This window comes from Kitasatospora xanthocidica (genome assembly GCF_014656195.1).
Lineage (GTDB): Bacteria > Actinomycetota > Actinomycetes > Streptomycetales > Streptomycetaceae > Kitasatospora > Kitasatospora xanthocidica.
Genome location: NZ_BNBY01000042.1, coordinates 29747 through 52959, shown reverse-complemented (window position 1 = coordinate 52959; position 23213 = coordinate 29747). Strand labels below are relative to the sequence as shown.

The window sequence follows — 23213 nt, the reverse complement described above, 5'->3', positions numbered from 1 at the left end:
CGGCTCTACGGCCGGTCGCCGGGCACGCCGACGGTGAAGAGGCTGCGGAAGTACGCCGGGTCCACGCCCTCGTTCACCATCCGTCCCTCGGCCTCCACCCAGGCGTGCGCGCCGAACGGCGGCCGGGCACGGACCCCCACCACCCAGGTGGGCCAGGTGCCGCGGGCCCGGCAGACCAGCACCGTGGCCAGGGAGCGCGGCAGGCAGCCCTCGAAGGCCGCGCAGCGCAGGCTGACCGTGACGACGGCGTCCCGGGCCGCCTCGGCCTCGGCGTGGGTCGCCGGGCGGGCGCCCTTGCTCAGCCGGGTCAGCAGCACCCGGATCCTGGCGGGCGGCTTGCGGGCGAGCAGCCGGGCCAGGCCCACCGCCGACTTCGCGAGCAGCTTCTGACGGATCGTCAGCTTCGGGCCGGTCCTGACCGGCACCACCGTGTCACTCACCCGGCCACCACCTTGAGCGCGACCAGCTTGGCGACCAGCCGCTCGACGTCCTGGCCGGCCCGGTCCGGCGCGACGTCGAAGGTGGTCGTCAGCCGCTCGGCGGCCTGCTCGACGGTGCCGCCGTCGAGCAGGGCCCGGAAGGCCGTGGCGGCGGTCCCGTTGAGCTGGAGGTACCGGCCGTCCCGGCCGTCCAGCAGCACGATGCCGTACTCGGTGTCGGCGGTGGACACGTCCGGGTGAAGCGCGAAGGTCATGCCGGTGGTTCCCTCTCGTGGTGATAGGGCGGAGGCGCAGGGGCAGGGGCAGGGGCAGGGGCAGGGGCAGGGAGCTGAGCGGGGTTCAGGCGAGCCGGTCCCTCGCCCAGAGCTCGGCGCTCAGCGCCACGGGCATCCGCCCCGTGTGCGTGGCGGTCGCGTACGGGCGGCGGCAGAGCGCGCGCAGTGGCGCCGGGTCGATCAGCCCCGACTCCGCCAGCGCGGAGGTCCGCCAGAGCTCGTCGAGTTCGAGCCGGTGCCGGGCGAAGCCCTCGGCGGCGATCATCGCGCCGTCCGCCTTGGTGCGCCGCTCCAGCACCCGCCGGGGCAGTACGCCGGCCATGGCGCTCTTGATCAGCGGCTTGAACTCCCAGGGGGTGACGCGTTCTTCGGGCCGCACCGCGAGGCAGGCCGCGACCACCCGGTCGTCCAGGAACGGCGAGGAGCCGCTGTACCCCGGCTGGGCGACCACCTGGTGCAGCGACCGGACCAGCTGCCCGGCGTCCTGGACCGCCGCCAGGTCGGCGTGCCGGCCCCGGCTCGGGTCGAGCGGCCGGGCGCGCTCGGCGGCGGGCCGCAGTTCGGCCAGGATCAGCTCCCTGGCCTCCGCCGTCAGCCAGTCGGGGAAGGCCAGCCCGCCGCCCCAGTCGAAGACCCGGTTGCGGCGCCGGTCCCGCCCCGAGGCGAGCGCGTTCAACTCGGCCGTGAACCAGGAGCGGTACGAGCTGCCGTCCAGCAGGGTGCGCCGGGAGGCCCCGACGTCCAGTCGGCTCAGCAGCCGGATGGTGCGCAGCCGTCGCAGGGCCGTCAGCGGACGCCGGCGCAGCAGCGCGTGGTAGTGGGCGAAGTGGCCGGTCAGCACCTGGTCGCCGCCGAGGCCGTCCAGGTGCAGGGTGGATCCGCGGTCGACGGCGAACCGCCGCATGGCGTGCAGCCGGGGCGCGCTCAGCAGGGCGAGGCTGGGCTCGTCGGTGACGGCGTCGAGTCCGGTCAGGCCCGCGAAGGAGCCAGGCACCTCGTGGGTCCCGAAGACGACGTGTTCGAGGTGGGGCAGTTCGGCGGCGGCCAGCTCGGCCCAGTGGAGGTCGTCGTCGGCCTGGTCGTCGTTGGCCATCGTGAACCCGACGACCGGGGTCTCCCGGGCGGCGAGGGCGATCAGCGAAGTCGAGTCCAGGCCTCCGGAGAAGTCGCCGGTCAGCCGGGTGGTGCGGGCGAGCCGGGCGTCGACGGCCGCGGCCAGCTCGGTGCGCAGTGCCACCGCGGCTTCGGCGAGGGGCAGTTCGGCCTCCGGCGACCGCCACCAGGCGTGCACGGTGGCGCCCCGGCCGTCCGCCGGGACCGACAGCCAGCTGCCGGGCGGCACGGTTTCGACGCCCTTCCAGAGCGGGCGTTCGGAGAGCGGGTACGGCAGGTTCTCCAGCAGGCGCAGCGCGAGGGCGCCCCGGTCCGGCTCGGCGCCGATCAGTTCGGCGAGGAGGTCGGCCCGGTCCGCGGCGACGGTCAGCCCGTCCGAGCTGCCGTGGCTGATCCGGCGCAGCCCCGAGGCCGTGCCCTGGACCCGCAGCCGTCCGCCCACCGAGGCGATCAGGTGGTAGCTGCCCGACCAGCGCAGCGCCGCCCCGTCCAGCTGGGACGGGTGGGTGATGCGCGCCGCCTCGGCGTCCAGCTCGGCCTGGGTGGCGGAGCAGACACCCACGACCGCGAGCGCCGTCTCCCCCGCCTCGGCCTTCAGGAACTGCCCCGCACCGGTCCGGCCGGCCAGGAACGGCCGGCCGGACGGGTGCGACATGAGCGGCGTGGCGTCCGGGGGAAGCCGGTCGGCGGCGGCGACTGCCCTCTGCTGGTCCGGAAGGACCACGAAGTACTGCTCACCGAAATCCACCGGACTGTCTCCCCCTTCTTCGCGGATCAGCGCGCCACGTCACCCGTGGCGCGGTTCTACCACCAGCTGCGCGGAATGCTGGTCACCCAGGGCTCGCCGCCGACGAAGCCCATGTAGCCGGTGTCCTCGCTGAAGGAGCCCACCTCGAAGACCTCGGGGGTCTCGTAAGCCTGGAGCTCAGCGGTCTCCACGGAATTGTTGTCCATGACCTTTTCCTCCCTCATGGTGCGAAACATGTCCGCGCGGGAAGGAACGCTCACAGAACGTTCCACGTCCGCCTGGGGGGATCGATATGCGCATGACCGATGTCCGGTCAGCTGTCGTGAAATGCGTGCCGGACCATGAACACACCCCCGTGGCGGTCTCCCTGACGCAGAGACAGACACTACCCACGGGTTCTTCAGTCGGCAACCGGCAACCCTGCCGGATAACCGGCGAGGCGGGGGGCAAGAACGCTGGAGCGGGCGTTCGCTGAATTCATTGATTCACCAACAGCGCTTCCAGGAACAGAAATCGGGTGAAATTTCCGGACCCGCCGGAGCGGCATTCTCCCGGCCGGGCGGCCCGGGCGACCGGTCAGCGCCCGGTGTCCAGCAGCCGCACCAGGTGCAGCTTGGCGACCGCCAGCCCGCCGACCAGCACGGCCCGCGGCTCCCGGCCCCAGACCTCGAACCCGCAGGCGGTGTAGAGCCGCAGCGCCGCCTCGTTGCCCTCCGAGACGGTCAGCAGCACCTGCCGCAGCAGCCCGTCCTCGGCGGCCGTCCGCAGCACCTCCCCCACCAGGGCCCGGCCGATCCCGCGCCCGGCGGCCTCGGGGGCCACCGCCATGCCGTACAGCGTGCCCTTGTGCCGTTCCTGGCTCCGCCGCGCCACCTTCAGCCCGGCGGCGCCGACCAGCACGCCGGCGCCGTCGAAGGCGCCGAACAGGGCGCCCGGCCCGTCCTCGGCCTCCGCCAGGCGCTCCAGCGTGGCGGACAGCGGCTTGGCGCGCTCCTCGGCGTGGCTGGAGGTGAAGGCGCTCGGCGTCTCGCGCAGGGCCGCCAGCCGGAAGGCCCGGTACGGCACGGCGTCCGCGCGCCCCAGGCGGCGGACGGTGACGGGCTCGGGGCCGGGCTCGGCTACGGGCTCGGCTACAGGCGTGGCTACGGGCGTGGGCTCAGCCGAGGCGGACACGGGTGCACCTCGTCACGTACGGCAGGGCGATCGCGTCCCGGCCCGCCAGGTCCGGGTGGGTGACCAGCAGTCGCTCGACGTCGGCCAGCAGACGGGCCCGTTCGGGCTCCGGCAGCGCGATGACGTAGCTGCGCGAGGCGACCATGTCGACGATCCCGGCCCGCGTGGTGGCGTGCTCCCAGCGGATCTCCAGCCGCTCGGGCGCGCCGAAGGGCGCCGGCAGGACCGGCTCGGTGTCGATCCGCTGCCGGGTCGAGCGGTGCATCAGCGCGCCCAGCTCGGCGGCCCACGGCTCGGACTCGTCCCGGACGTTCCACACCAGGGCGAGCGTCCCGCCGGGGGCGAGCACCCGGGCGATCTCCGGCACCGCGACGGCCGGGTCGAACCAGTGCCAGGCCTGCGCCACCACGACGGCGTCCACACTCCCGTCCGGCAGCGGGACGCGCTCCGCCGAGCCCGCCCGTACCGCCGCCTTCGGCACCGCCGCGGCCAGCTGCGCCCGCATCCCCCCGTCGGGTTCGACGGCCACCACGTCCAGGCCCGCGTCGACCAGCAGCCGGGTCAACTTGCCCGTACCCGCGCCCAGATCGAGCACCCGGCGGGCCTCCCTCGGCACCGCCGAGCCGATCAGCGCCTGCGGGTAGCCCGGCCGCCCCGCCTGGTACGCGGCCGCCGCGACCCCGAAGGAGCGCGCCCGCAGCTGCCCGGCCCACCGCCGCGTCGCCCCCTGCCTGGTCATCCCGCAGGCCTGCCCGATCTCCTCCCAGGTCGCCTCCCGCCCGCGCCGCAACTCCTCCACCAGCTCCGTCCTCCGCTCCTCCAGGGCCCCGATCACCTCCGACAACCGCCGCAACCCCGCCACACCACCCCCACCGGCCACGTCCTCCGCCACCCGCCGACCAAGATCGCCCGTCTCCATGGGCCGCACTGTAGGGACCACCGCCTTGATCCGTCAATGACCATTGCCTGGCAGAGCAACATGTGTTGCCCATCATGGCGCGATCCCCCACATGGGTGATCACGGATCGGCGCTGAGCTTCGCCTGGGGCCCGTCTTCGAACCCCCGTCGTCCGCCCGGAGGGCGGGCGGGGCGGCGTTGGGGTGCGTGCATCGCAAGGCGGAGGAGGGAGTCCATGCGGAGCATCGGCGGCTGACGACAACGCGGCGAGGTGCGTGCCCCGGCGTCGGCCCGCAGGCGGGGGTTCGAAGACGGGCCCCTAGCACGAACTCGTCTCGGCGCGCCGGGACTTGGCGGGGAAACCCTTCGCATGGGCGAATCCGGGCCGGGTTGGCGGTGCGGGGAGGGCGGGGCGAGAAGCCTGGTGCGGGGCGGCGTTCGCCCGGGAGCGGGACTGGTGTGCGAGATGTCGGTCATGTCCGGCAAGTTGCCACAAGTCGGTTGAGAGACAGTATTTTTGAGTTTCGGTCAGGATTGTCCTGAACTTGGCTATGCTGCAGCACCACGCCTCCGGAGCCGGTCGCCGTCCCGTCCCCGTCACTGTTCCGATCGTTTTTGAGGATGCTGAATGCTTCGAGCTGGATCGTCACCCGCCAGACGGCGCCCCGCGCCCCTGCTCGGCTGGTTGCTGCCGACGGCCGTGATGGCGGCGGCGGTGGCGTGCGCCGCGGCGGTGGTGTCGGCCGGGGCCCGGGCCGGGGTGCTGTGGTGCGGGGCGACGGGCACCGTGCTGGTGGCCGTGGTGGCCGCCGAGTCGGCCCGCCGGGGGCGGGCGTTGGCCGAATTGCGCGACCGCGGCGCCCGGCAGGTGGAGGACCTCCAGCGCCGGCTGGCCGGGCAGGAGGACGAGCTCGCGCGGCTGGCGGAGGTCGAGCTGCGCCGGGTGGTGTCCGGGGCCCGGTACGGCTATTCGATGGACGTCCTGCTGAACCCGATCGAGCAGGACGCCGTGGCGGTCTCGCCACGGTTCCGCAAGTCCCTGGTGTCCGTCGCGCGCGGCATCGCGGTCGCCGTCGACGACGAGGTCAGCCGGCGCGACTCCGCCGAGCGCGCCTTCGTCAACATCGCCCGCCGGGTCCAGGCGATCATCCACCGGCAGGCCAAGGACCTGCGGGAGATGGAGGACCGGCACGGCAACGACCCGGCGGTCTTCGACGACCTGCTGCGGCTGGACCACGGCAACGCCCTGACCGGCCGCCTCGCCGACAGTATCGCCGTCCTGTCCGGGGCCCGCCCCGGCCGCCAGTGGACCCGGCCGATCGCCCTCTACAGCGTGCTGCGCGGCGGCATGTCCCGGATCCTGGAGTACCAGCGGGTGGACCTGCACCCGGTGGCCCAGATCTCGGTCACCGGCCCGGCGGTCGAACCACTGATCCACGCCGTCGCCGAGCTGCTCGACAACGCCACCCGCTACTCCCCGCCGCACACCCATGTGCACCTGAGCGCCTCCGAGGTGCAGAGCGGGATGGCGATCGAGATCGAGGACGGCGGCCTCGGCCTGACCGACGAGGCCACGGCCCGCGCCGAGCGCGCGATGCGCGAGGCCATGGTCTCCAAGGACTTCGACGACCTCACCGAGTCCCCCCGGCTGGGCTTCGCCATCGTGGGCCGGCTCTGCCAGGCGTACGGCTTCCAGGTGTCGCTGCGCCGCTCCGCGTACGGCGGTGTGCGCGCGGTGCTGGTCGTGCCGCAGGAACTGCTCACCACCGCTCCCCCGACCGGCCGGGCGCACGGCATCGGCGCCTTCTCCGGCCCGCGTCCGCTCCCGCCGAGCCCGCCGCGGCACGCAGCGCCGGCCCGGCCGTGGGGCGCCCGGACCACCTCGGCCGGTGTCGGCCCGTCCTACGGCTCGACCAGCCCGTGGGGCTCGCCGCCCGCCTCGGCGGCACCGGCCGGGGACGACGAGGTGATCGTGACCGAGCGGACCGCCAACGGGCTGCCGCAGCGGCGGCGCCGCCCGCCGATGACCCGCGCCTTCGCCCCGCCCTCGCGCACCGCGGCCACCGGGCCGCAGTCCGCGCAGTCCTCCGGGATGCAGTCGTCCGGCATGCAGTCCACCGGCATGCGCTCCGCCGGCGCGCAGCCCGCCGGTCCGACGGCGGGGCCCGTGCCGGGCCCGGCGGCGCAGGCGCCCCGCCCCGCCAAGGAACCGAAGCAGCCGGGCCTGTGGCTGGAGGCGTTCATGGACGGCATCAAGGGCACCGGGCCCGGGCCGTCCGCCGGTCCGGCCGACCGGGCCGGTGCGCCCGGGACCGGGCACCCGAGTTCCGGACACCCCAGTGAAGACACGGCAGGGAAAGGCGAGCAGTGATTCCGCACCGCAGCAACATGGACTGGATCCTCAACGACCTCGCGCACAGCGTCCCGTGCGTGCGCCACGTCATCGTGCTGTCCGGGGACGGGCTGCGGATCGCCCAGTACGGCACCGACCCCGACACCGCCGACCGGCTCGCGGCCGCCTGCGCCGGGCTGCAGAGCCTGGCGGGCGCGATCGGGCACGAGTTCCCGCACGGCGACGGCTCGATGCGGCTGGTCGTGATCGAGGTGGACGGCGGCTACTTCTACCTGATGGCGGCCGGCGACCGCGCCTACCTGGCGGTGCTCGCCGACGAGGGTGTGGACGCCGGGCTGGTGAGCCACCAGATGCGTGACCTGGTGGCCCGGATCGGCGAGCACCTGTCCACCCCGCCGCGCAATCCCGAGGTGGTCGTGTGACGCGGCCCCCGGCCCCACCTCCGCGCCGAGCGGCGGGACGGGCACATGAACGAGCACAGTGAGGCGGATGCATGACGGCAGACCAGGGCGGCTGGGACGGCCCCGAGCCCGACCGCCTGTACGTGATCACCCGCGGCCGCAGCGGTCCGTCCGGGCCGGGCGTCTTCGACCTGGTCACCCTGATCGTCTCCCGCGCGGAGCCGACGCCCGCCCTGCAGCCCGAGCACGCGGCCATCCTGCGGCTGTGCCGCTCCCCGCTCTCGGTGGCGGAGGTCTCCGCCTACCTGGAGCTGCCCACGAGCGTGGTCACCGTCCTGCTGGCGGACCTGCTCGACGACGAACTGATCGAGGCCCGGGCCGCCGTTCCGGCGGCGGAACTTCCCGACCGGGCCCTCCTGGAGGCGGTGATCCATGGACTACAGCGGCTCTGACACGGTGGTGGGCCCGGCCGGCACGGACCTGCTGCCGGACACCGTCACCACCGCGGTCAAGGTGGTGATCGTGGGCGGCTTCGGCGTCGGCAAGACGACGCTGGTCGGCTCGGTCAGCGAGATCCGCCCGCTGACCACCGAGGAGACCATGACCCAGGCCGGGGTCGGCGTGGACGACCCGACCGGGGTCGAGCAGAAGACCTCCACCACCGTGGCCATGGACTTCGGCCGGATCAGCATCAGCGAGCGGCTCGTGCTGTACGTCTTCGGCACCCCCGGGCAGGAGCGGTTCTGGTTCCTCTGGAACGGCCTGTTCGAGGGCGCCCTGGGCGCGGTGGTCCTGGTGGACACCCGCCGGCTGGAGGTCAGCTTCGAGGTGATCGGGCGGCTGGAGGAACGCGGCGTGCCGTTCGTGGTGGCCGTCAACGGCTTCCCCGAGGCACCGGCCGTCCCGCTCGACGAGCTGCGCGGCGCGCTCGACCTGCCCGACCGGGTGCCGATCGTCGCCTGTGACGCGCGCAGCCGCGAGTCCAGCCGGGACACCCTGATGACGCTGATGCACTACCTGTACGAGCTCGCCGCGCCGCCCGCCCGCTGACGCGCGCCCGGCCCGGGCCACCTGCCCCGGGCCGCCTTCCCCGAGCCACCCCGACGCGGGTCACCCGGCCCGAGTCACCCGACCCGCATCACCCAGACGCGAGCCACCCCGACCGAACGCCTCGACCGACCCCTTCGACCGGAGACCCTGTGAGCACCCCGTTCCCCGAGGACGCCGTCCCCACCCCGCCGCCCGGCTGCCCGGCGCACGCCAACGGCCCCGTCGGCCCGATCGGCCCCGGTGGCCTGCGGCGCCTGTACGGTCCGGAGGCCGAGGCCGACCCGGCGGGCCTCTACGAGAAGCTGCGCGCCGACTACGGCGAGGTGGCCCCGGTGCTGCTGCACGGCGACCACCGGGCCTGGCTGATCCTCGGCCACGGCGCCAACATCACCGCGATGCGCACCCCGACCCTGTTCTCCCGCGACTCGCGGCTGTGGACGGCGTTCCGCACCGGCGAACTCCCGATGGACTCCCCGCTGATGCCGGTGATCGCCTGGCAGCCGATCTGCGTGTTCGCGGACGGCGACGAGCACCGCCGGCTGCGCGGCGCCGTGCTGGACGGCCTGAACCGCTTCGACCGGCGCGGCATCCGCCGCCACGTCCGGCGCTTCACCACCGACCTGGTCCAGGTGGTGGGGCCGACCGGCCGGGCCGAGCTGATCACCCAGTTCGCCGAGCACCTGCCGATGCTGGTGATGACCAAGCTGCTCGGCATGCCCGACGAGTACGGCCCGCAACTGGTGAACGCCGCCCGGGACCTGATGAAGGGCACCGAGACGGCCATCGCCAGCAACGAGTACGTGGTGGCCGGCCTGCGCCGGACCATCGCCATCAAGCGCGACGCGCCCGGCGACGACCTCACCAGCCATCTGCTGGCGCACCCGGCCCGGCTGACCGACGACGAGGTGATGGAGCACCTGCGGGTGGTGCTGCTCGCCGCCAACGAGACCACCGTCAACCTGATCGCCGACTCGCTGAAGATGGTGCTCACCGACCCGCGCTTCCGGGCCCATCTGTCCGGCGGCCAGATGACCCTGGGCGAGGCGCTGGACCAGGTACTCTGGGACTCCCCGCCGATGTCCCTGGTGGCCGGCCGCTGGGCGACCGCCGACACCGAGCTGGGCGGGCAGCAGATCAAGGCCGGGGACCTGCTGCTGCTCGGGCTCGCAGCCGGGAACGTCGACCCGGTGGTCCGTCCCGACCTGGCCACCCCGCTGTACGGCAACCGCTCCCACCTGTCCTTCGGCGCGGGGCCGCACGAGTGCCCGGGCCAGGACATCGGGCGGCACGTCGCCGAGGCCGGCATCGACATCCTGCTCACCCTGCTGCCGGACGTCCGGCTGGCCGTGCCGGAGGAGGAGCTGAGCTGGAGCTCGGCCTGGATCTCCCGGCACCTGACGGCGCTGCCGGTGGAGTTCACCCCGCGCGACATCGAGCCGGACCCGGAGTCGGTCGCCGAGGCCGAGCGGGCAGCCGCGGTGGCGGCGGAGGCCCAGCGGCGGGCGGACACCGAGCGGGCCGCCCGGATCGAGGCCGCGGCCGCGGGCGCCGGCGGGACGGCCGGGCCCGTCCGCCCGGCCGTCCCGGCGCAGCGGCGCAGCTGGTGGGACGTGCTGACCGGTCTCTTCCGGCGCTGAGCTCGGGCGGTCGGGGGCGGACGAGTCAGGAGCCCTACGAGTCAGGCGGCTCGGTGCCGGAGTCTCGAGGGCTCCCGGCNNNNCCCCCCCCCCGCCCGCCCCGGGCTCAGCCGTCGTTACCGTCCCGCCCGTCCCGCCCGTCGGTCCGCCGCCGGTACAGGGTGAAGGTGTCCACCGGGCTGAGTTCGGCGTGCGGCCCGTCGAAGGTGTAGTAGGTGACCTTCATGGTGGTGGTGCCGCCGCGGCGGTCGCCGGGGTCGACCTCGAAGGCCGCGAAGCCGTGGCCGTGTCGCCGGTCCTGGACGGCGGCCCAGGGCGCGTCCTCGGTGAGCCAGACCGACTCCCGGTAGGGCATGCCCGGCTTCGGGTCCTGCAGCCCGATGACCACCCGGCCCTGGGGCTGCGGGAAGAGGTCGTCCTGGGTGGTGGCGGCGTTGCCGCCGGCACCGATGATCATGTGGACGGTGCCGCGCCCGGTGTCGATCAGGTCGGTGCGGGTCTCGGTCGGCACCGGGGTGCGGGTGTCGTTGGGCAGGGTGCCGCGGACGGGGTGGGAGCGCTCGTAGTAGTGCTCGTGCCCGCACACCACCAGGTCGACCCCGTAGGCGTCGAACAGCTTGCCCCAGGTCTCGCGGATGCCGAGGTCGCTGCCGGCGCCGTGCATGGAGCTGGAGATCATCGGGTGGTGCATGCACACCACGATCCAGTCGATCGACCGGTTGCTCCGGGCTGTCCGCAACTCGCGTTCCAGCCAGCGCTGTTGGGCGCCACCGGAGTAGCCGCGCAGGTAGATGTCGCCGGAGTTCTGGATGGCCACGTCGTCGTTGGCGAGGCTGATGAACCGGACCGAGCCGACGGTGAACGCGTACCACATGCCCGCGGTCTCCTCGTCGGCCGAGGCCGCGGAGTCGGGGAGGGAGTAGTAGGCCTGGTAGCCGGACGCGCCGATCGGGCCGTTGCCGCCCTCGTTCTCGTGGTTGCCGACGCAGGGCATCCAGGGACGCAGCCGGGTGGAGCGGCTGTTGCTGATGAACCAGTCGGCCCAGGTCGCGGTGCGGCTCTGGCCGTGCCGGCCGGCGTAGGAGGAGTAGCAGAGGTCGCCGTTGATGAGGTTGAACAGCGGCCCGACGCGTTCCACCGCGGTGACGATGTCGGCGGAGGCGGCGGTGCCGACCTGGCTGCTCATGAACACCGGCCACTTGCCGAGCGGCGAGGGCATGCCGTCGGGGAAGGTGACCAGGCGGCGGAGGTTGGGCGCGGCCTGGTCGCCGAAGCTGGTGAAGGTGAACGGGGCGCGGCCGCGCGGGGCGGTGGTGAAGGTGCCCGTCTCGGGGTTGGCGCCGTCGTGGCCGGCGCTGTAGAGGTAGGTGGTGCCCGGCCGTAACCCGCTGAGCCGGGCGTGGTGGACGTACACCTCCACCTTGTCGAGCGAGTCCCGGTAGGTCCGGGTCTCGGCCTCGACGGCCCGGCCGAGGCCGCCGTCCGTCGAGCCGTAGCGCACCAGCGGGCGGCGGACGGACTGCGGGGTGAGCCAGGAGACGGTCATCTCCGTGCTCGGGTCGGTGCCGAACTGCAGGTGCAGGCCGGCCACGCCGGCGGCTCCGCTGCGGTGCGGGGTGCTCTGCAGGAGTGGGCTGGTGGGGGCGTCGTCGGCCGGTTGGGCGGCCGCGGGTTGCGCGGCCGCCGTCGGGCCTGCCGCCACCAGGGCGGCGCCGGCCGCGGTCGTGCCTTTGAGGATGGACCTGCGTGCGATGGTCATGGGGGACTCCGCTTGCCGAGTGGGGGGTTCGACAAGCAGTCACTTTAATGACACGTACACGTAAAGACGATCGTTTCGACAAAGCTCCGGTTCGACGGCCGTCGAGTTGACGGGATATCAGCGGTCTCGGACGACACCGGCGGTCGCGGACGACACCGGCGGTCGCGGTCGGTCCGCACACCGCACGGACGGCTAGACCTTGCGCCCCACGCCCCCGTACACCGGGACCAGCTCGTCGGGCAGCCCGGGGGACGGCGCCGCGCCCAGTTCCGGGTGCCAGCGGTTGATCAGGACCACGCCCGGGGCGTCCAGTTCCAGCCCGGCGAAGAAGCGCTCGACGCCCTCGTGGGAGCGCATGTGGACCTCTATCCCGGCTTCCGCGTAGCGGCGGCTGCCGGCCTCGGCCCGGTCGGGCGCGGTGTCGGCGGTGCCGGCGCTCAGCGCGAGGAAACTGCCCACGGGCAGGGCGTCCAGGAGCTTGCGCACGGGCGGGTGCGCGGCCTCGTCGGACAGGAAGTGCACGATGTTGATCAGCGTCAGCGCGACCGGCTCGTTCAGGTCCAGCGTGGCGGCCACCGCCGGGTCGGCGAGGAACAGCTCCGGCTCGCGCAGGTCGCCCTGGACGTAGGCGGTGCGGCCCTCGGGGGTGCTGCTGAGCAGCGCGCGCGAGTGGGCGAGCACGATCGGGTCGTTGTCCACGTAGACCACGCGGCACGCCGGGTCGATCGACTGGACGATCTCGTGCAGGTTGGGCGTGGTGGGGATGCCGGTGCCGACGTCGAGGAACTGGCGGACGCCGTGCACCTCGGCGAGCCGGCGGACCATCCGGTGCATCACCGCGCGTGCGGCGGTGGCGGCCTCACCGGCGCCGGGGAGGTCGGCGAGGACCCGGTCGCCGACCTCGCGGTCGGCCGGGAAGTTCGTCTTGCCGCCCAGCAGGTAGTCGTAGACCCGGGCGGAGTGCGCCCGGTCGGTCCGCAGGTCGACCTGCGGTGGTTCCTCGAAACCGGCCTCGACCAGCCAGCTCTCGGTCGCGCCGATGTCGAACGCGCCGCCCTCCCATGCCCGGTCCGCTGGGCTGTTGCCCGTCGCGTCGGTGTCCACGCTCGCCCTCCCCGTTCGGCGTTTGTCCGGACCACTCAACCACAGCCGATGATCGTTCGTCAGGTGGATCCCGGTGAACGGCCGGTCACGGCACCGGAGTCCCGGATCGCGGCCGTGAACGAGGGCACCTTCGTCGCCGTCAAGAGCGCGAGGGCCGGGCCGGTCGTGCAGACGGTGACGTACCAGGGGATCACCCCGAGCAGGTGCCGGTCGCCCAGCCACTCGGCGAGCAGCGGGAAGGTGCCGCCGAACGCGGCGATGGTGGCCGCGTTGACCACGCCGAGGCCGACCGCCCGCACCTCGGTCGGGAACAGCAGCCCGGTGAAGACGTTGAGCGTGCCGAGCACCGTGGCCACCAGCATGCCCAGCAGCACGGCGGTGACCTGGAACGGCAGCCAGCCCTGGCGTAGTCCGGCGAGCCCCAGCCCGACCAGCGGGATCGGCAGGCCGAACCCGATCCGGGCGACCGGCAGCAGGCCGAAGCGGTCGGCGGCGGCGCCGGTGAGCAGCATGGTGGCCAGCACCACGCCGAGCACCACGGTCATGAACGAGGCCGCCTCCTCCTTGCCGATCACGTGGTAGGCGGCGGCGTACTGCGGCAGGTAGACCAGGGCGAAGTAGTAACCGACCGTCCCGCCCAGGGTGTTGAGGAAGACGGTGAACGCCGCCCAGCGGTGCTCGCGGAGCGTGCGCAGGAACGGCGGACGGCCGCCCCCGCCCGCGGCGGCCCGGGCCCGGCGGAACTCCGCGCTCTCCGGCGCCCACCGCCGCACCCAGACGGCGGCCAGTCCGAGCAGCGCGGCGACCACGAACCCCCAGCGCCAACCGCCGTTCTCCAGACCGGACTTGCCGATGGTGTGGATCAGAAGCGTGAGCACGCCGAAGGAGAGCAGCGAGCCGAGGATGATCCCGCCGTACGACACCGAGCTGAACGCGAAGCGGTGCCGCGGCGGGGCCGTCTCGGTCACGTACGCGGCCACGCTGGGCGCCTCGCCGCCGAAGGCGAGCCCCTGCACCACCCGGGCGAGCACCGCCAGCACCGCCGCCCAGAACCCGATCGTGCGCTGGCCCGGAATCGCGGCGATGCCCAGGCTCGCCACGGCGATCACGGCCATGCCGAGGCTCAGCGCGAAGCGCCGTCCCCGGGTGTCGCTGAGCCGCCCGATCAGGTAGGAGCCGACCGGCCTGGCCACGAACCCCACCGCGAAGGTCACGTACGCCCCGAGCACCCCGCTGAACCCGTGCTTGCCGTGCCCGAAGAGGTCCGCCGCGAAGTACGGCGCGAGGACGGCGTAGATGTTCCAGTCGAAGGACTCGACCACCGAGCCCACCGTCGCCGCCGCCAATTCCCGCCGTCGGCCGCCGACTTCCGGTTCGTCACGGAGCGGGGCGACCACCTTGCTTTCTGTCATGGCCCCAGCATGGCACCGTTCGGGGGCGGGTGGAATCGGGCATTCACGCGTGCTCACGGATGGTTGCGGGCGGCTGCGCGTGGCCACGAACAAACCGATGTGACTGATGTGACCAGCTGGTGATATTTGTGTGCGGTGCATTCGATGATCACCCGGACCTCACGGCGCGCCCTGCCCGCCGCCGTCGCAGCCCTCGCCACCACCGCCCTGCTGGCCGGCTGCACCAGCGGCAGCGGCGGCAAGGCCGCGCCCACCACCACCGCCGCCACCAGCGCCACGAGCGCCGCCGCGACGAGCGCCACCCCCAGCCCCACGCCGACGGCCAAGCCCACCGGCGCCGCCGACCCGGCACTCAAGACCTTCTACGGCCAGCAACTCGCCTGGGCGCCCTGCCCGAAGGACCCGCAGAACGAGGCGGACACCTCGGCCCTCCAGTGCGCCTCCCTCAAGGTCCCGCTCGACTACACCGCCCCGGCCACCGGCACCCTGGACGTCGCCGTGGTGCGCAACCCCGCCACCAAGGCCGACCAGCGGATAGGCTCCCTGCTGCTCAACCCGGGCGGCCCGGGCGGCTCCGGCGTCCAGATGGTCACCTACAGCCCGAAGGACTTCGACGGCCCGGTCCACGACCGGTACGACATCGTCGGCTTCGACCCGCGCGGCGTGGCCGGCACCAGCCCGCTCAAGTGCCTCGACGACCAGGCCCGGGACGGCTGGCTCAACACCGACGCGCCCGGCGACGACCACGGCAAGCAGCTGGCCGACGCCTGCCAGGCCAAGTACGCCCAGGTCCTCCCCTTCGTCGGCACCCGCAACACCGCCCGGGACATGGACGTGCTGCGCGCCGCCCTCGGCGACCAGAAGCTCAGCTACCTCGGGATGTCCTACGGCACCTACCTCGGCTCGCTCTACGCCGAGGAGTTCCCGGACCGGGTCGGCCGGCTCGTCCTGGACGGCGCCACCTCGCCGTCCTTCTCCCTGGTCCAGCACAACATCGAGCAGTCGGCCGGTTTCGAACGCGCCCTGAAGGCCTTCGCCGCCGACTGCGTCACCAAGAACCCGTGCCCGCTCGGCACCGACGCCGCCCGGGCCCCGCAGAAGCTCGCCGACTTCCTCGACGGGCTCAAGGACAAGCCGCTGAAGACCTCCAAGGGCCGCACCCTCACCTCCAGCGCGGCCTGGACCGGCGTCCTCAGCCGGCTCTACGGCGGCGAGAAGGCCTGGAGCGGACTGCGCAACGCCATCGGCTGGGCCATGGTCCGCGACAAGGGCGACGACCTGCTCACCCTGGCCGACGGCTACAACGGCCGTGACAAGGACGGCCGCTACTCGGCGTCCGCGGACGCCTACACCGCCATCCACTGCGCCGACGGCGCCACCGACGCGCCGGTCGGCGAACAGCTGCAGGCCGCGCTCACCGACCTCGCCGCCAAGGCCCCGCTGGTCAGCAAGCACGACCCGCTCTCGTCGCTCTTCGACCCGGACTGCCGGATCTGGCCGTTCCGCGCCACCGAGAAGCCGCACACCATCAAGTCCGCCGCCGCCGCGCCGATCGTGGTGGTCGGCACCACCGGCGACCCGGCCACCCCGTACGCGTGGGCCGAGAAGCTCGCCGCCGAGCTCGGCAACGCCGTCCTGCTCACCCGCGACGGCGAGGGCCACACCGCGTACGGCGCGAGCAAGTGCATCCGCGCCTCGGTCGACGCCTTCCTGCTGGACGGCACCGTGCCGACGGCGGGCACCCACTGCCCGACGGACTGATCCCCGGTCCAGGACAGCGGTCCCGTGCGCCCGGCCTCTCCGGCCGGCTCGCACGGGACCGTTTCCGTCTCCGGCCGCCGGTCAGTGGCCGGGGTGGTGGACGAAACGGTAGGTGTCGCGGTCGAGTTCGGTGACCTGCACACCGATGGCGGCGGGCACGCCGATCCGCGAGCGCAGGACGGCGAGGACCCGGTCGGTCAGTGCGGCACGCTGCTCCGCGCTACGGCCGGCCAGGATCTTGACCTCGGCCAGGACGACGGCCTCGCCGGTCGTGCCGTCGCCGACCCGGTGGTGGGCGACGGTGCGGAAGACGGTCTTGCACTCGGCCACGGTGGTGTCGATGACGCCGGCGATGGCCTGGTGGACCTCGTCGGCGAGGGCCGCCCGGTCGATGTCGAGTTCGGCCGAGTGGTCGACCAGGATCTGTGGCACGGGAACCTCCCAGGGAGTCGGACGCTGCGGGCGCCGACGCTATCGCGGCCGGGGAGCGTCCTACCGCACGGGCCCGCCGCCACCGGGCGTCAGCCGCGCGGCAGCACCAGGGACTGCACCGTCGGCAGCTTCCGCCAGTCGCTCGACACGATGCTCGCGTGCGCCTTCGCCAACTGCTCGGCGCGGGCCCGGGCCTGGTCCGCCGTCGGGTCGGTGCCGCTGATCTCCGGCGCGACCTTGTGGGAGTCCGTCATCACCAGCAGGTAGTGCGCGGCGTCGTACCACGCGGTGTCGATGCCGTTGACGTACGTCGAGGCGTCACCGTCGAAGACCACGAACCACGGCCGGATCGAGGCGTCCGTGCCGGTGTACCGTCCGCGCGGGTCACCGGCCGCGGCGCCCAGCACGGACGGGAACACCTGGGCCTGGCCGATCCGGCCCGCCGCCGCCAGGTCGCGCAGGTGCCGCCCGTACTCGACGTCGGTGTGCAGGGTGTCGAAGGGGTTGTCCAGCTCGACCGTGCCCGGGATCGCGTACAGCAGCACCTTGCCGGCCAGCGCCGAACGGCTCGGCCAGTTGCCCGCCCGCACCGCCGCGTCGAGGCTCGCGTACGAGCCGCCGCCCGGCTTGGCCAGCAGGTCGGCGGGGCGCAGCACGGCGGAGCCGAGGTGCTGGGCGATCAGCGTGTCCAACTGGTCGGGGCCCATCCCGAGGTTGGCGGAGAAGCCCGGCTTGAGCTCCAGCTTGATGACCAGCGGCCCGGCCGCCGGGTGCGCGGCGAGCCAGACCCGGACGTCGTCCAGGCAGTTCTCCAGATTCTTGTTGGTGCCGCCGCTGTAGAGCTGGGCGGGGGTGGTCGCGGCGGTGCAGTTGTTGCCGTTGCCGAGCGGGTTGGAGTGGCTGACCTTCCACTCCTTGGTCACGATGTTCGGCCAGAGGTCGAGCTCGATCATGCCGGTGCCGGTGTCCAGGCCCTGGGCGAGGAACGGGAACGCGGCCGGGTCGTAGGTGTTGTGCAGGCCGACGGTGGTCGCCGAGCCGAACGGCAGGTCGCCCGTCCCGGTCGGGGCGGCGTCCGCCGGGGCGGTGGACATCAGGGCGGCCGCACCGGCGAGCAGGCCGGCCGCGAGGAATCCGGACAGAGTACGGCGCATGGTCATGGGAACCCCCCGAGGTTCGGAACGTGCCGGCTGCCCTCCTCCGGGCAGCCTGACGGAGCATCGCCCACCAGGACGTGCTCCGCGTGAAGAAGGCACGACAATAGCGTGACGGCTGCACTGCTTCTCCCCCGGCCCCTTCCCCTTCGTCCACATCCACCCCACCGGCCCCACCCCTCCCGACCTGGCACTCCGCACCGGGCCGCGCCGACGGCGACCGCGCCTGGTGTCGCAGCGTCAGCCTGTCGGAGCCGCGGGTTAGCGTGGGCCCGCGAACAGGGTGCGGCGGCCCGCCCGCACCGAGGCGCCGAACGGCGGAGGAAGCCGATGTCCCTGGTCCGGGTCCACAACTTCTCGATCTCCCTCGACGGCTACGGCACCGGCGAGGGCCAGAGCCTCGACGCACCGTTCGGCCACGCCACCGACCGCCTGCACAGCTGGTTCTTCCGCACCCGGACGTTCCGGCGGATGCACGGCGACGAGAGCGGCGAGACCGGCGTGGACGACGCGATGGCCCGCGCCTGGGGCGACGACATCGGGGCGGAGATCATGGGCCGCAACAAGTTCGGCCCGCAGCGAGGCCCCTGGCAGGACGAGGAGTGGAAGGGCTGGTGGGGGCCGAACCCGCCGTTCCACACCCCGGTCTTCGTGCTCACCCACCACCCGCGCCCGGTGCTGGAGATGGCCGGCGGCACGACCTTCCACTTCATCGACGCGACGCCCGAGGAGGCGCTGCGGCAGGCCCGGGAGGCGGCCGGGGGCAAGGACGTGCGGATCGGCGGCGGCCCGAGCACCGTCCGCGCCTTCCTGGAGGCCGATCTGATCGACCACCTGCACGTGGTCGTGGTGCCGATCGTCCTCGGCCGGGGCGAGCCGCTCTGGGCCGGGCTCGAAGGGCTGGAGCAGCGCTTCCGCACCGAGGCGGTCACCACCCCGAGCGGGGTCACCCATCTCACCTTCACCCGGCCGTAGCGGCCCCCGGACGCACGACGGCGGCCTCCCCCACGTCCGCGGGGAGGCCGCCGTCAGCCGTTCGGGCCGGCCGCGCTCGCGCCAGTCGCGCTCGCGTCGGACCCGGCCGGATCAGACCCGGTCGGCCGCGATCAGCACGTACTGGAAGGAACCGTCCTTGTAGGACTCGATGAACGCCTCCTCGATGCCGGTCACCAGCGAGGTGGTGTTCCGCAGCTCCCAGTAGGGCAGGGTGTCCGGGGTGAGGTCGATGACGGCCTGGGGCACCAGGCGGTTGTCGGCCATCGCCCGCAGGTACTCGCGGCGGGAGTGGATGTTGCACTCGAAGTGGGCGTTGATCTGCGAGACCCACTTCGACGGCTGCCCGTACCGCGGGTTCCAGCAGCCGGTGATGGTCACGTACCGGCCGCCCACGCTCAGCACCCGGGAGTGCTCGGCGAACAGGTCGTGCAGGTCGACGTACATGCTGGACTCGTTGTTCCAGGAACCCGCGACGGAGCCGGTGTCGACGGGCATGTTCAGCATGTTGGCGACCCGGGACCGTACGAAGTCGCCGATGCCGAGCTCGGCGGCGCGCTTGTTGCCGAAGTCCGCCTGCTGGGTGGAGAGGGTCATGCCCTCGACCCGGCAGCCGAAGCGCTGGTGGGCCATCACCATCGAGCCGCCGCGGCCGCAGCCCGCGTCGACCAGGGTGCCGTCGGCCGGGATGTCGCCGAGGTGGTCGAGCAGCACGTCGGCCTGGGCGGACTCCAGGCGGTGCAGCTCGGCGATCACCTTCTTCTCCCGCTCGCTGTCGGCCGGGTCGCCGATCGCGGCCTGGTCGATCGCGCCGATGCCGTAGTGGTGGTGGTAGAGGCCGTCGACGTCGCCCAGGCGAAGGTTGACCGGGCGTGCCTCGTGGTCCCAGTAGCGTGCGATGTCGCCCTGGTACGGAGTCGCCGGGCCCGGGATGGCGTTACCGGTCGTGGTGAGGTCGTCGGTCAGGGACATGGGTCAACTCCAAATTTTCTACGAGTGGTTACCGAGTACGGGTGTCGCGCGGGGCGGTCACCAGAAGTCGGGCAGGGTGTAGCGGTGGGTGTTGGTCTGGTGCCAGTAGTGGTTGCCGTCGAGCCACGCGGCCACGCCGCGCAGGAACCGTAGGAGGGTCGGCACCGGGCAGGCCGCGGCCAGCGCCGCCGACTCGGCCTCGAAGGCGAGCATCAGCTCGTTGTGGACCTCGACGGCCTTCAGGTAGCCCTCCTTGCGCGAGACGCCCTCGCGCTCGGAGATCACCGTCGGCAGGTTCAGGTGCAGTCCGGGGCTGGACAGCTCCTTGGTGTACGAGTACAGGTCGTTGACGATCGTGGTGGCGTTGCCGGCGAGGGCGATCACCCGCTGCATCGCGGGCAGCGCGTGCAGCTCGACCGGCAGCTCGTACCCGCCGACGGTGTCGGTGATCGTCGGGCAGGGGCGGAAGTTGTTGAACTGGCGCATGGCCAGGTACTCCCACACCTCCGGGACGTGGTCGGTCTCCGCCCAGGCCGCCTCGGCCAGGTACCCCAGGTGCAGCCGCGCCATGTCGTGCCGGAACCGGTCCGCCTGGGACGGTGTGGAGGCACGGACGAAGTACTCCATCGCCGAGTGGTACGAGCGCCGGGGGGCGTCCTCGGACAGCGAGGCCTCCCAGGCCGGGTGGTACTCCGGCGTGGTGTGCAGCGGGTCGAGCGCGGTGTGCGCGAGCAGCAGGCGGCTGCCCAGGCCGACCGGCGACCCGCCGAGGTCCTCGCAGTAGCAGTCGTCCACCGCGTTCTCGGCCACCATCAGCCGGGCCGCGAGCATCAGGTGGTCGATGCTCGGCGCGTCGGGGTGGCAGGCCACCATGTAGCGCCCGGTGGAGAACCCGTCGAAGTCCTTCTCCCACTCCGGCGGGTAGAGCTCGATCTCGTCGATCGCCCAGGCCTTGATCTTCAGGCTGAGCGCCTCCACCCGGGCCGGGTCGGGCTCGGCGATCGGGTGGTGGTACAGGCCGGGGATGGGGTCGCCGAGCCCGGGCTTGCCGCCGCTCGGCGCCGCGGCGGCCGGAGCGGCCCCGAGCAGGGCCGCACCGAGCGAGGCCGCGCCGACCGGTGCCAGGCCGGGCAGGGGCAGGGCGGGTAGGTCCAGGGCGGGTAGGTCCAGGGCCGGTAGGGACGGCTCGGCCAGGGAGGGCGCCTGGACGTCCGGCACCACGGCCTCCGACACCGCCGGGGCCCCCACAGCCGGGGCCTCGAACGCCGGAGAACCGGGCGCGACGAACTCCGGCACCGGGTTCTCGGCCACCGCGCCCTCGGGCACGACGACGTCGGGGGCGGCCACTTCGACGTCCGGCGCCTCGACAGCCGGCGCCTGGACACTCGGGGCCTCGACAGCCGGGGCCGACGGCGTCAGCCGCAGGCCGGCGGTGCCCAGTCCGCTGGGCCCGCGCAGGATCCGCTCGATCGCCGGGGTGCTCATGGACCCACCGCCGGGGCGGCGAGCCCGGGTGGTGAGCCCGGTTTGACACGCAGGGGCATGGAGCCTCCTCTGGAAAGGTCGCACGATGAGACGGGTCGTCAGCTCGCCCGCAGCGAGGGGAACTCCACGCGGCGGGCCCCGTGTCGCTCGGGTCCCAACCGTAGGTGGGTGGGCCCGTTCCGGAACGCAACGGACGATCTTCTACACCCGATAGAGTGAACGTTCGGGCTGACGGCGTTTGAATGAGCCCCTGTCATGCATCGGCCCGCCCCACGCCGTGGCGCCCCGCCCGCACCATCCCGCGTCAACCCGGTGACTCCCACCCGTGTCCAGCCCCCACCGCCCGCGTAGCGCCGTTCCCGGCAGGGCTGTTCGAACGCCAACGACCGACCGGCGGCAGCCCGCCGCGCCTCGGCACCGATCGACCGCACTCACGATGCGGCGCGAGACCGTCGCCTCGGGGGACCGCGTGGGACCGCGTGGGAAGTCGGCCCGGCCGACTTCCCACTCCGGCGGTCCCAGCGGTCCGTCGGCCTAGGACTCGAGTCCCGTCGGCCGTGGGTCCATGGGCCGAGGCGGCGCGCCGTCCCCGCCCCCACCATGGACGAGTTGATCTTCCCGGGCGCGGCCGCTCACGGCCGTGCCCGTAAGGAGGACGAGAATGGGCACGGCGCCGTGGAGGATCGGGGCCAGGAAGGAAGACCACGCGCATGGAGAGCCAGGCCCGTAGCCGCACCGCACTCGTCGAGGGGCTCATGGAGCGCTATCCGGACGTGCCCCGGGAGGCGGTGATCAAGGAGGACCTGCTGCGCGGCGGCATGGCCTTCGACGAGTCCGCGCTCAGTGGCAGCACCGGCGCCGACGGGGGCGGCGAGGTCAAACCGAAGTCCTACTTCATCTTCTCCTTCGACCACCGCACCCTGCCCGAGCTGGGCGCCGCCGCGCTCAACCGGCCGCCGGAGGAGGTCGTGCTGACCGGCGGACCGTACGGGCTGCGCCGCACGGTGGTGTCGGTGCGGGTCAACCCGGACTCGCCGTACCGGGTCGGCGCCGGGGAGGACGGCACGCTCGGCCTCTACCTGGACGGCGCGCGGATCGCCGACGTCGGCCTGCCGCCGATGCCCGACTACTACCGGCACACCCTCGCCAACGGGAAGTCGGTGATGGAGGTCGCCCCGACCATCCAGTGGGGTTACCTGATCTACCTCACGGTGTTCCGGGTCTGCCAGTACTTCGGCGCCAAGGAGGAGTGCCAGTACTGCGACATCAACCACAACTGGCGCCAGCACAAGGCCGCCGGCCGCCCGTACACCGGGGTCAAGCCGGTCGAGGAGGTGCTGGAGGCGCTGGCGCTGATCGACGAGCACGACACCGCCCGGGCCTCCCAGGCGTACACCCTGACCGGCGGCGCCATCACCTCGCAGGTCGGCGGCCGGGACGAGGCCGACTTCTACGGGCAGTACGCCAAGGCCATCGAGGAGCGCTTCCCCGGGCGCTGGATCGGCAAGGTGGTGGCGCAGGCGCTGCCGCGCGAGGACGTCCAGCGCTTCCACGACTACGGCGTGCGGATCTACCACCCCAACTTCGAGGTGTGGGACAAGCGGCTCTTCGAGCTCTACTGCCCGGGCAAGGAGCGCTACGTCGGCCGCGACGAGTGGCACCGCCGGATCCTGGACTCCACCGAGGTGTTCGGCCCGGAGAACGTGATCCCCAACTTCGTCGCGGGCGTGGAGATGGCGGAGCCCTTCGGCTTCACCACGGTGGACGAGGCGATCGCCTCCACCGAGGAGGGCCTGCGCTTCTTCATGTCGCACGGCGTGGTCCCGCGCTTCACCACCTGGTGCCCCGAGCCCACCACCCCGCTGGGCAAGGCCAACCCGCAGGGCGCGCCGCTGGAGTACCACATCCGGCTGCTGCGGACCTACCGCGCGACCCTGGAGGAGTTCGGCCTCTCCTCCCCGCCCGGCTACGGCCCGGCCGGGCCGGGGAACGCGGTGTTCTCGGTCAGCTCCTTCATGGACTCGCTGTCCGGCTGAGCACGGGTGTCGTCGGC

The 23213-nt window shown here is 73.1% G+C and carries 21 protein-coding genes; 8 read left to right on the top strand and 13 right to left on the bottom strand.

Features of this window, described 5'->3' with window-relative positions; all coding sequences use genetic code 11:
- Positions 1-5 precede the first annotated feature (5 nt).
- The 6 genes from IE332_RS37605 to IE332_RS37580 all read right to left on the bottom strand — a co-directional run bounded on the left by IE332_RS37605 (position 6) and on the right by IE332_RS37580 (position 4668).
- A complete protein-coding gene (locus IE332_RS37605; RefSeq protein WP_189925665.1) occupies positions 6-440 on the bottom strand; it encodes a lasso peptide biosynthesis B2 protein in 435 nt (144 codons plus the stop codon).
- Entirely contained in the window at positions 437-694 is a 258-nt protein-coding gene (locus tag IE332_RS37600) for a lasso peptide biosynthesis PqqD family chaperone (protein WP_189925664.1), read from the bottom strand. Before IE332_RS37600 ends, IE332_RS37605 begins: the two co-directional genes overlap by 4 nt.
- Positions 695-779: 85 nt before the next feature.
- On the bottom strand, positions 780-2576 hold the full coding sequence (locus IE332_RS37595; RefSeq protein ID WP_189925662.1) for an asparagine synthase-related protein: 1797 nt from the start codon (positions 2574-2576) through the stop codon (positions 780-782).
- Between the two features lie 56 nt (positions 2577-2632).
- On the bottom strand, positions 2633-2782 hold the full coding sequence (locus tag IE332_RS37590; protein ID WP_189925660.1) for a keywimysin-related RiPP: 150 nt from the start codon (positions 2780-2782) through the stop codon (positions 2633-2635).
- A gap of 370 nt (positions 2783-3152) precedes the next feature.
- A complete protein-coding gene (locus IE332_RS37585) occupies positions 3153-3749 on the bottom strand; it encodes a GNAT family N-acetyltransferase (protein ID WP_189925651.1) in 597 nt (198 codons plus the stop codon).
- Positions 3733-4668 (bottom strand): class I SAM-dependent methyltransferase, encoded by a 936-nt coding sequence (locus IE332_RS37580; protein WP_189925649.1) that lies wholly within the window; start codon positions 4666-4668, stop codon positions 3733-3735. Before IE332_RS37580 ends, IE332_RS37585 begins: the two co-directional genes overlap by 17 nt.
- 607 nt (positions 4669-5275) lie before the next feature.
- On the opposite strand from IE332_RS37580, the gene IE332_RS37575 reads away from it, so the two are divergent.
- From IE332_RS37575 to IE332_RS37555, 5 genes are all read left to right on the top strand, one after another.
- Positions 5276-7018, top strand: coding sequence for an ATP-binding protein (locus IE332_RS37575; protein WP_189925647.1), 1743 nt, complete (start codon positions 5276-5278; stop codon positions 7016-7018).
- Positions 7019-7035: 17 nt separating this feature from the next.
- Positions 7036-7422, top strand: coding sequence for a roadblock/LC7 domain-containing protein (locus tag IE332_RS37570; RefSeq protein ID WP_189925672.1), 387 nt, complete (start codon positions 7036-7038; stop codon positions 7420-7422).
- A gap of 71 nt (positions 7423-7493) precedes the next feature.
- On the top strand, positions 7494-7853 hold the full coding sequence (locus tag IE332_RS37565; protein ID WP_189925645.1) for a DUF742 domain-containing protein: 360 nt from the start codon (positions 7494-7496) through the stop codon (positions 7851-7853).
- On the top strand, positions 7834-8451 hold the full coding sequence (locus tag IE332_RS37560) for a GTP-binding protein (RefSeq protein WP_189925643.1): 618 nt from the start codon (positions 7834-7836) through the stop codon (positions 8449-8451). The genes IE332_RS37565 and IE332_RS37560 overlap by 20 nt, the downstream gene beginning before the upstream one ends.
- A 149-nt stretch (positions 8452-8600) precedes the next feature.
- The gene (locus IE332_RS37555; protein ID WP_189925641.1) at positions 8601-10088 is read left to right on the top strand and encodes a cytochrome P450 family protein; all 1488 of its coding nucleotides are present in this window, start codon (positions 8601-8603) and stop codon (positions 10086-10088) included.
- 106 nt (positions 10089-10194) lie between these two features.
- Here the strand turns inward: IE332_RS37555 and IE332_RS37550 are convergent, their stop codons facing one another.
- From IE332_RS37550 to IE332_RS37540, 3 genes are all read right to left on the bottom strand, one after another.
- Entirely contained in the window at positions 10195-11847 is a 1653-nt protein-coding gene (locus tag IE332_RS37550; protein WP_189925639.1) for a purple acid phosphatase family protein, read from the bottom strand.
- A 192-nt stretch (positions 11848-12039) separates the two neighbouring features.
- On the bottom strand, positions 12040-12867 hold the full coding sequence (locus IE332_RS37545) for an SAM-dependent methyltransferase (protein ID WP_229929230.1): 828 nt from the start codon (positions 12865-12867) through the stop codon (positions 12040-12042).
- A 143-nt stretch (positions 12868-13010) separates the two neighbouring features.
- The gene (locus IE332_RS37540; RefSeq protein ID WP_189925635.1) at positions 13011-14363 is read right to left on the bottom strand and encodes an MFS transporter; all 1353 of its coding nucleotides are present in this window, start codon (positions 14361-14363) and stop codon (positions 13011-13013) included.
- 144 nt (positions 14364-14507) lie between these two features.
- Here IE332_RS37540 and IE332_RS37535 point away from each other — a divergent pair, with 144 nt between their 5' ends.
- Positions 14508-16124, top strand: coding sequence for an alpha/beta hydrolase (locus IE332_RS37535; protein WP_189925633.1), 1617 nt, complete (start codon positions 14508-14510; stop codon positions 16122-16124).
- Positions 16125-16205: 81 nt separating this feature from the next.
- Here IE332_RS37535 and IE332_RS37530 read toward each other — a convergent pair whose 3' ends face one another.
- Complete coding sequence (locus IE332_RS37530; RefSeq protein WP_189925630.1) at positions 16206-16556, bottom strand: 5-carboxymethyl-2-hydroxymuconate Delta-isomerase; 351 nt, start codon at positions 16554-16556, stop codon at positions 16206-16208.
- 89 nt (positions 16557-16645) lie between these two features.
- The gene (locus IE332_RS37525; protein ID WP_229929227.1) at positions 16646-17710 is read right to left on the bottom strand and encodes a phosphatidylinositol-specific phospholipase C domain-containing protein; all 1065 of its coding nucleotides are present in this window, start codon (positions 17708-17710) and stop codon (positions 16646-16648) included.
- Between the two features lie 330 nt (positions 17711-18040).
- On the opposite strand from IE332_RS37525, the gene IE332_RS37520 reads away from it, so the two are divergent.
- Positions 18041-18685 (top strand): dihydrofolate reductase family protein, encoded by a 645-nt coding sequence (locus IE332_RS37520; RefSeq protein WP_189925625.1) that lies wholly within the window; start codon positions 18041-18043, stop codon positions 18683-18685.
- 111 nt (positions 18686-18796) lie between these two features.
- Here the strand turns inward: IE332_RS37520 and IE332_RS37515 are convergent, their stop codons facing one another.
- Together IE332_RS37515 and IE332_RS37510 are read right to left on the bottom strand one after the other, a co-directional pair.
- Entirely contained in the window at positions 18797-19675 is an 879-nt protein-coding gene (locus IE332_RS37515) for a geranyl diphosphate 2-C-methyltransferase (protein WP_189925623.1), read from the bottom strand.
- A gap of 57 nt (positions 19676-19732) precedes the next feature.
- Positions 19733-21160 (bottom strand): family 2 encapsulin nanocompartment cargo protein terpene cyclase, encoded by a 1428-nt coding sequence (locus tag IE332_RS37510; RefSeq protein ID WP_229929226.1) that lies wholly within the window; start codon positions 21158-21160, stop codon positions 19733-19735.
- A 710-nt stretch (positions 21161-21870) separates the two neighbouring features.
- Here IE332_RS37510 and IE332_RS37505 point away from each other — a divergent pair.
- A complete protein-coding gene (locus IE332_RS37505) occupies positions 21871-23196 on the top strand; it encodes a radical SAM protein (RefSeq protein ID WP_189925622.1) in 1326 nt (441 codons plus the stop codon).
- Positions 23197-23213: the final 17 nt, after the last annotated feature.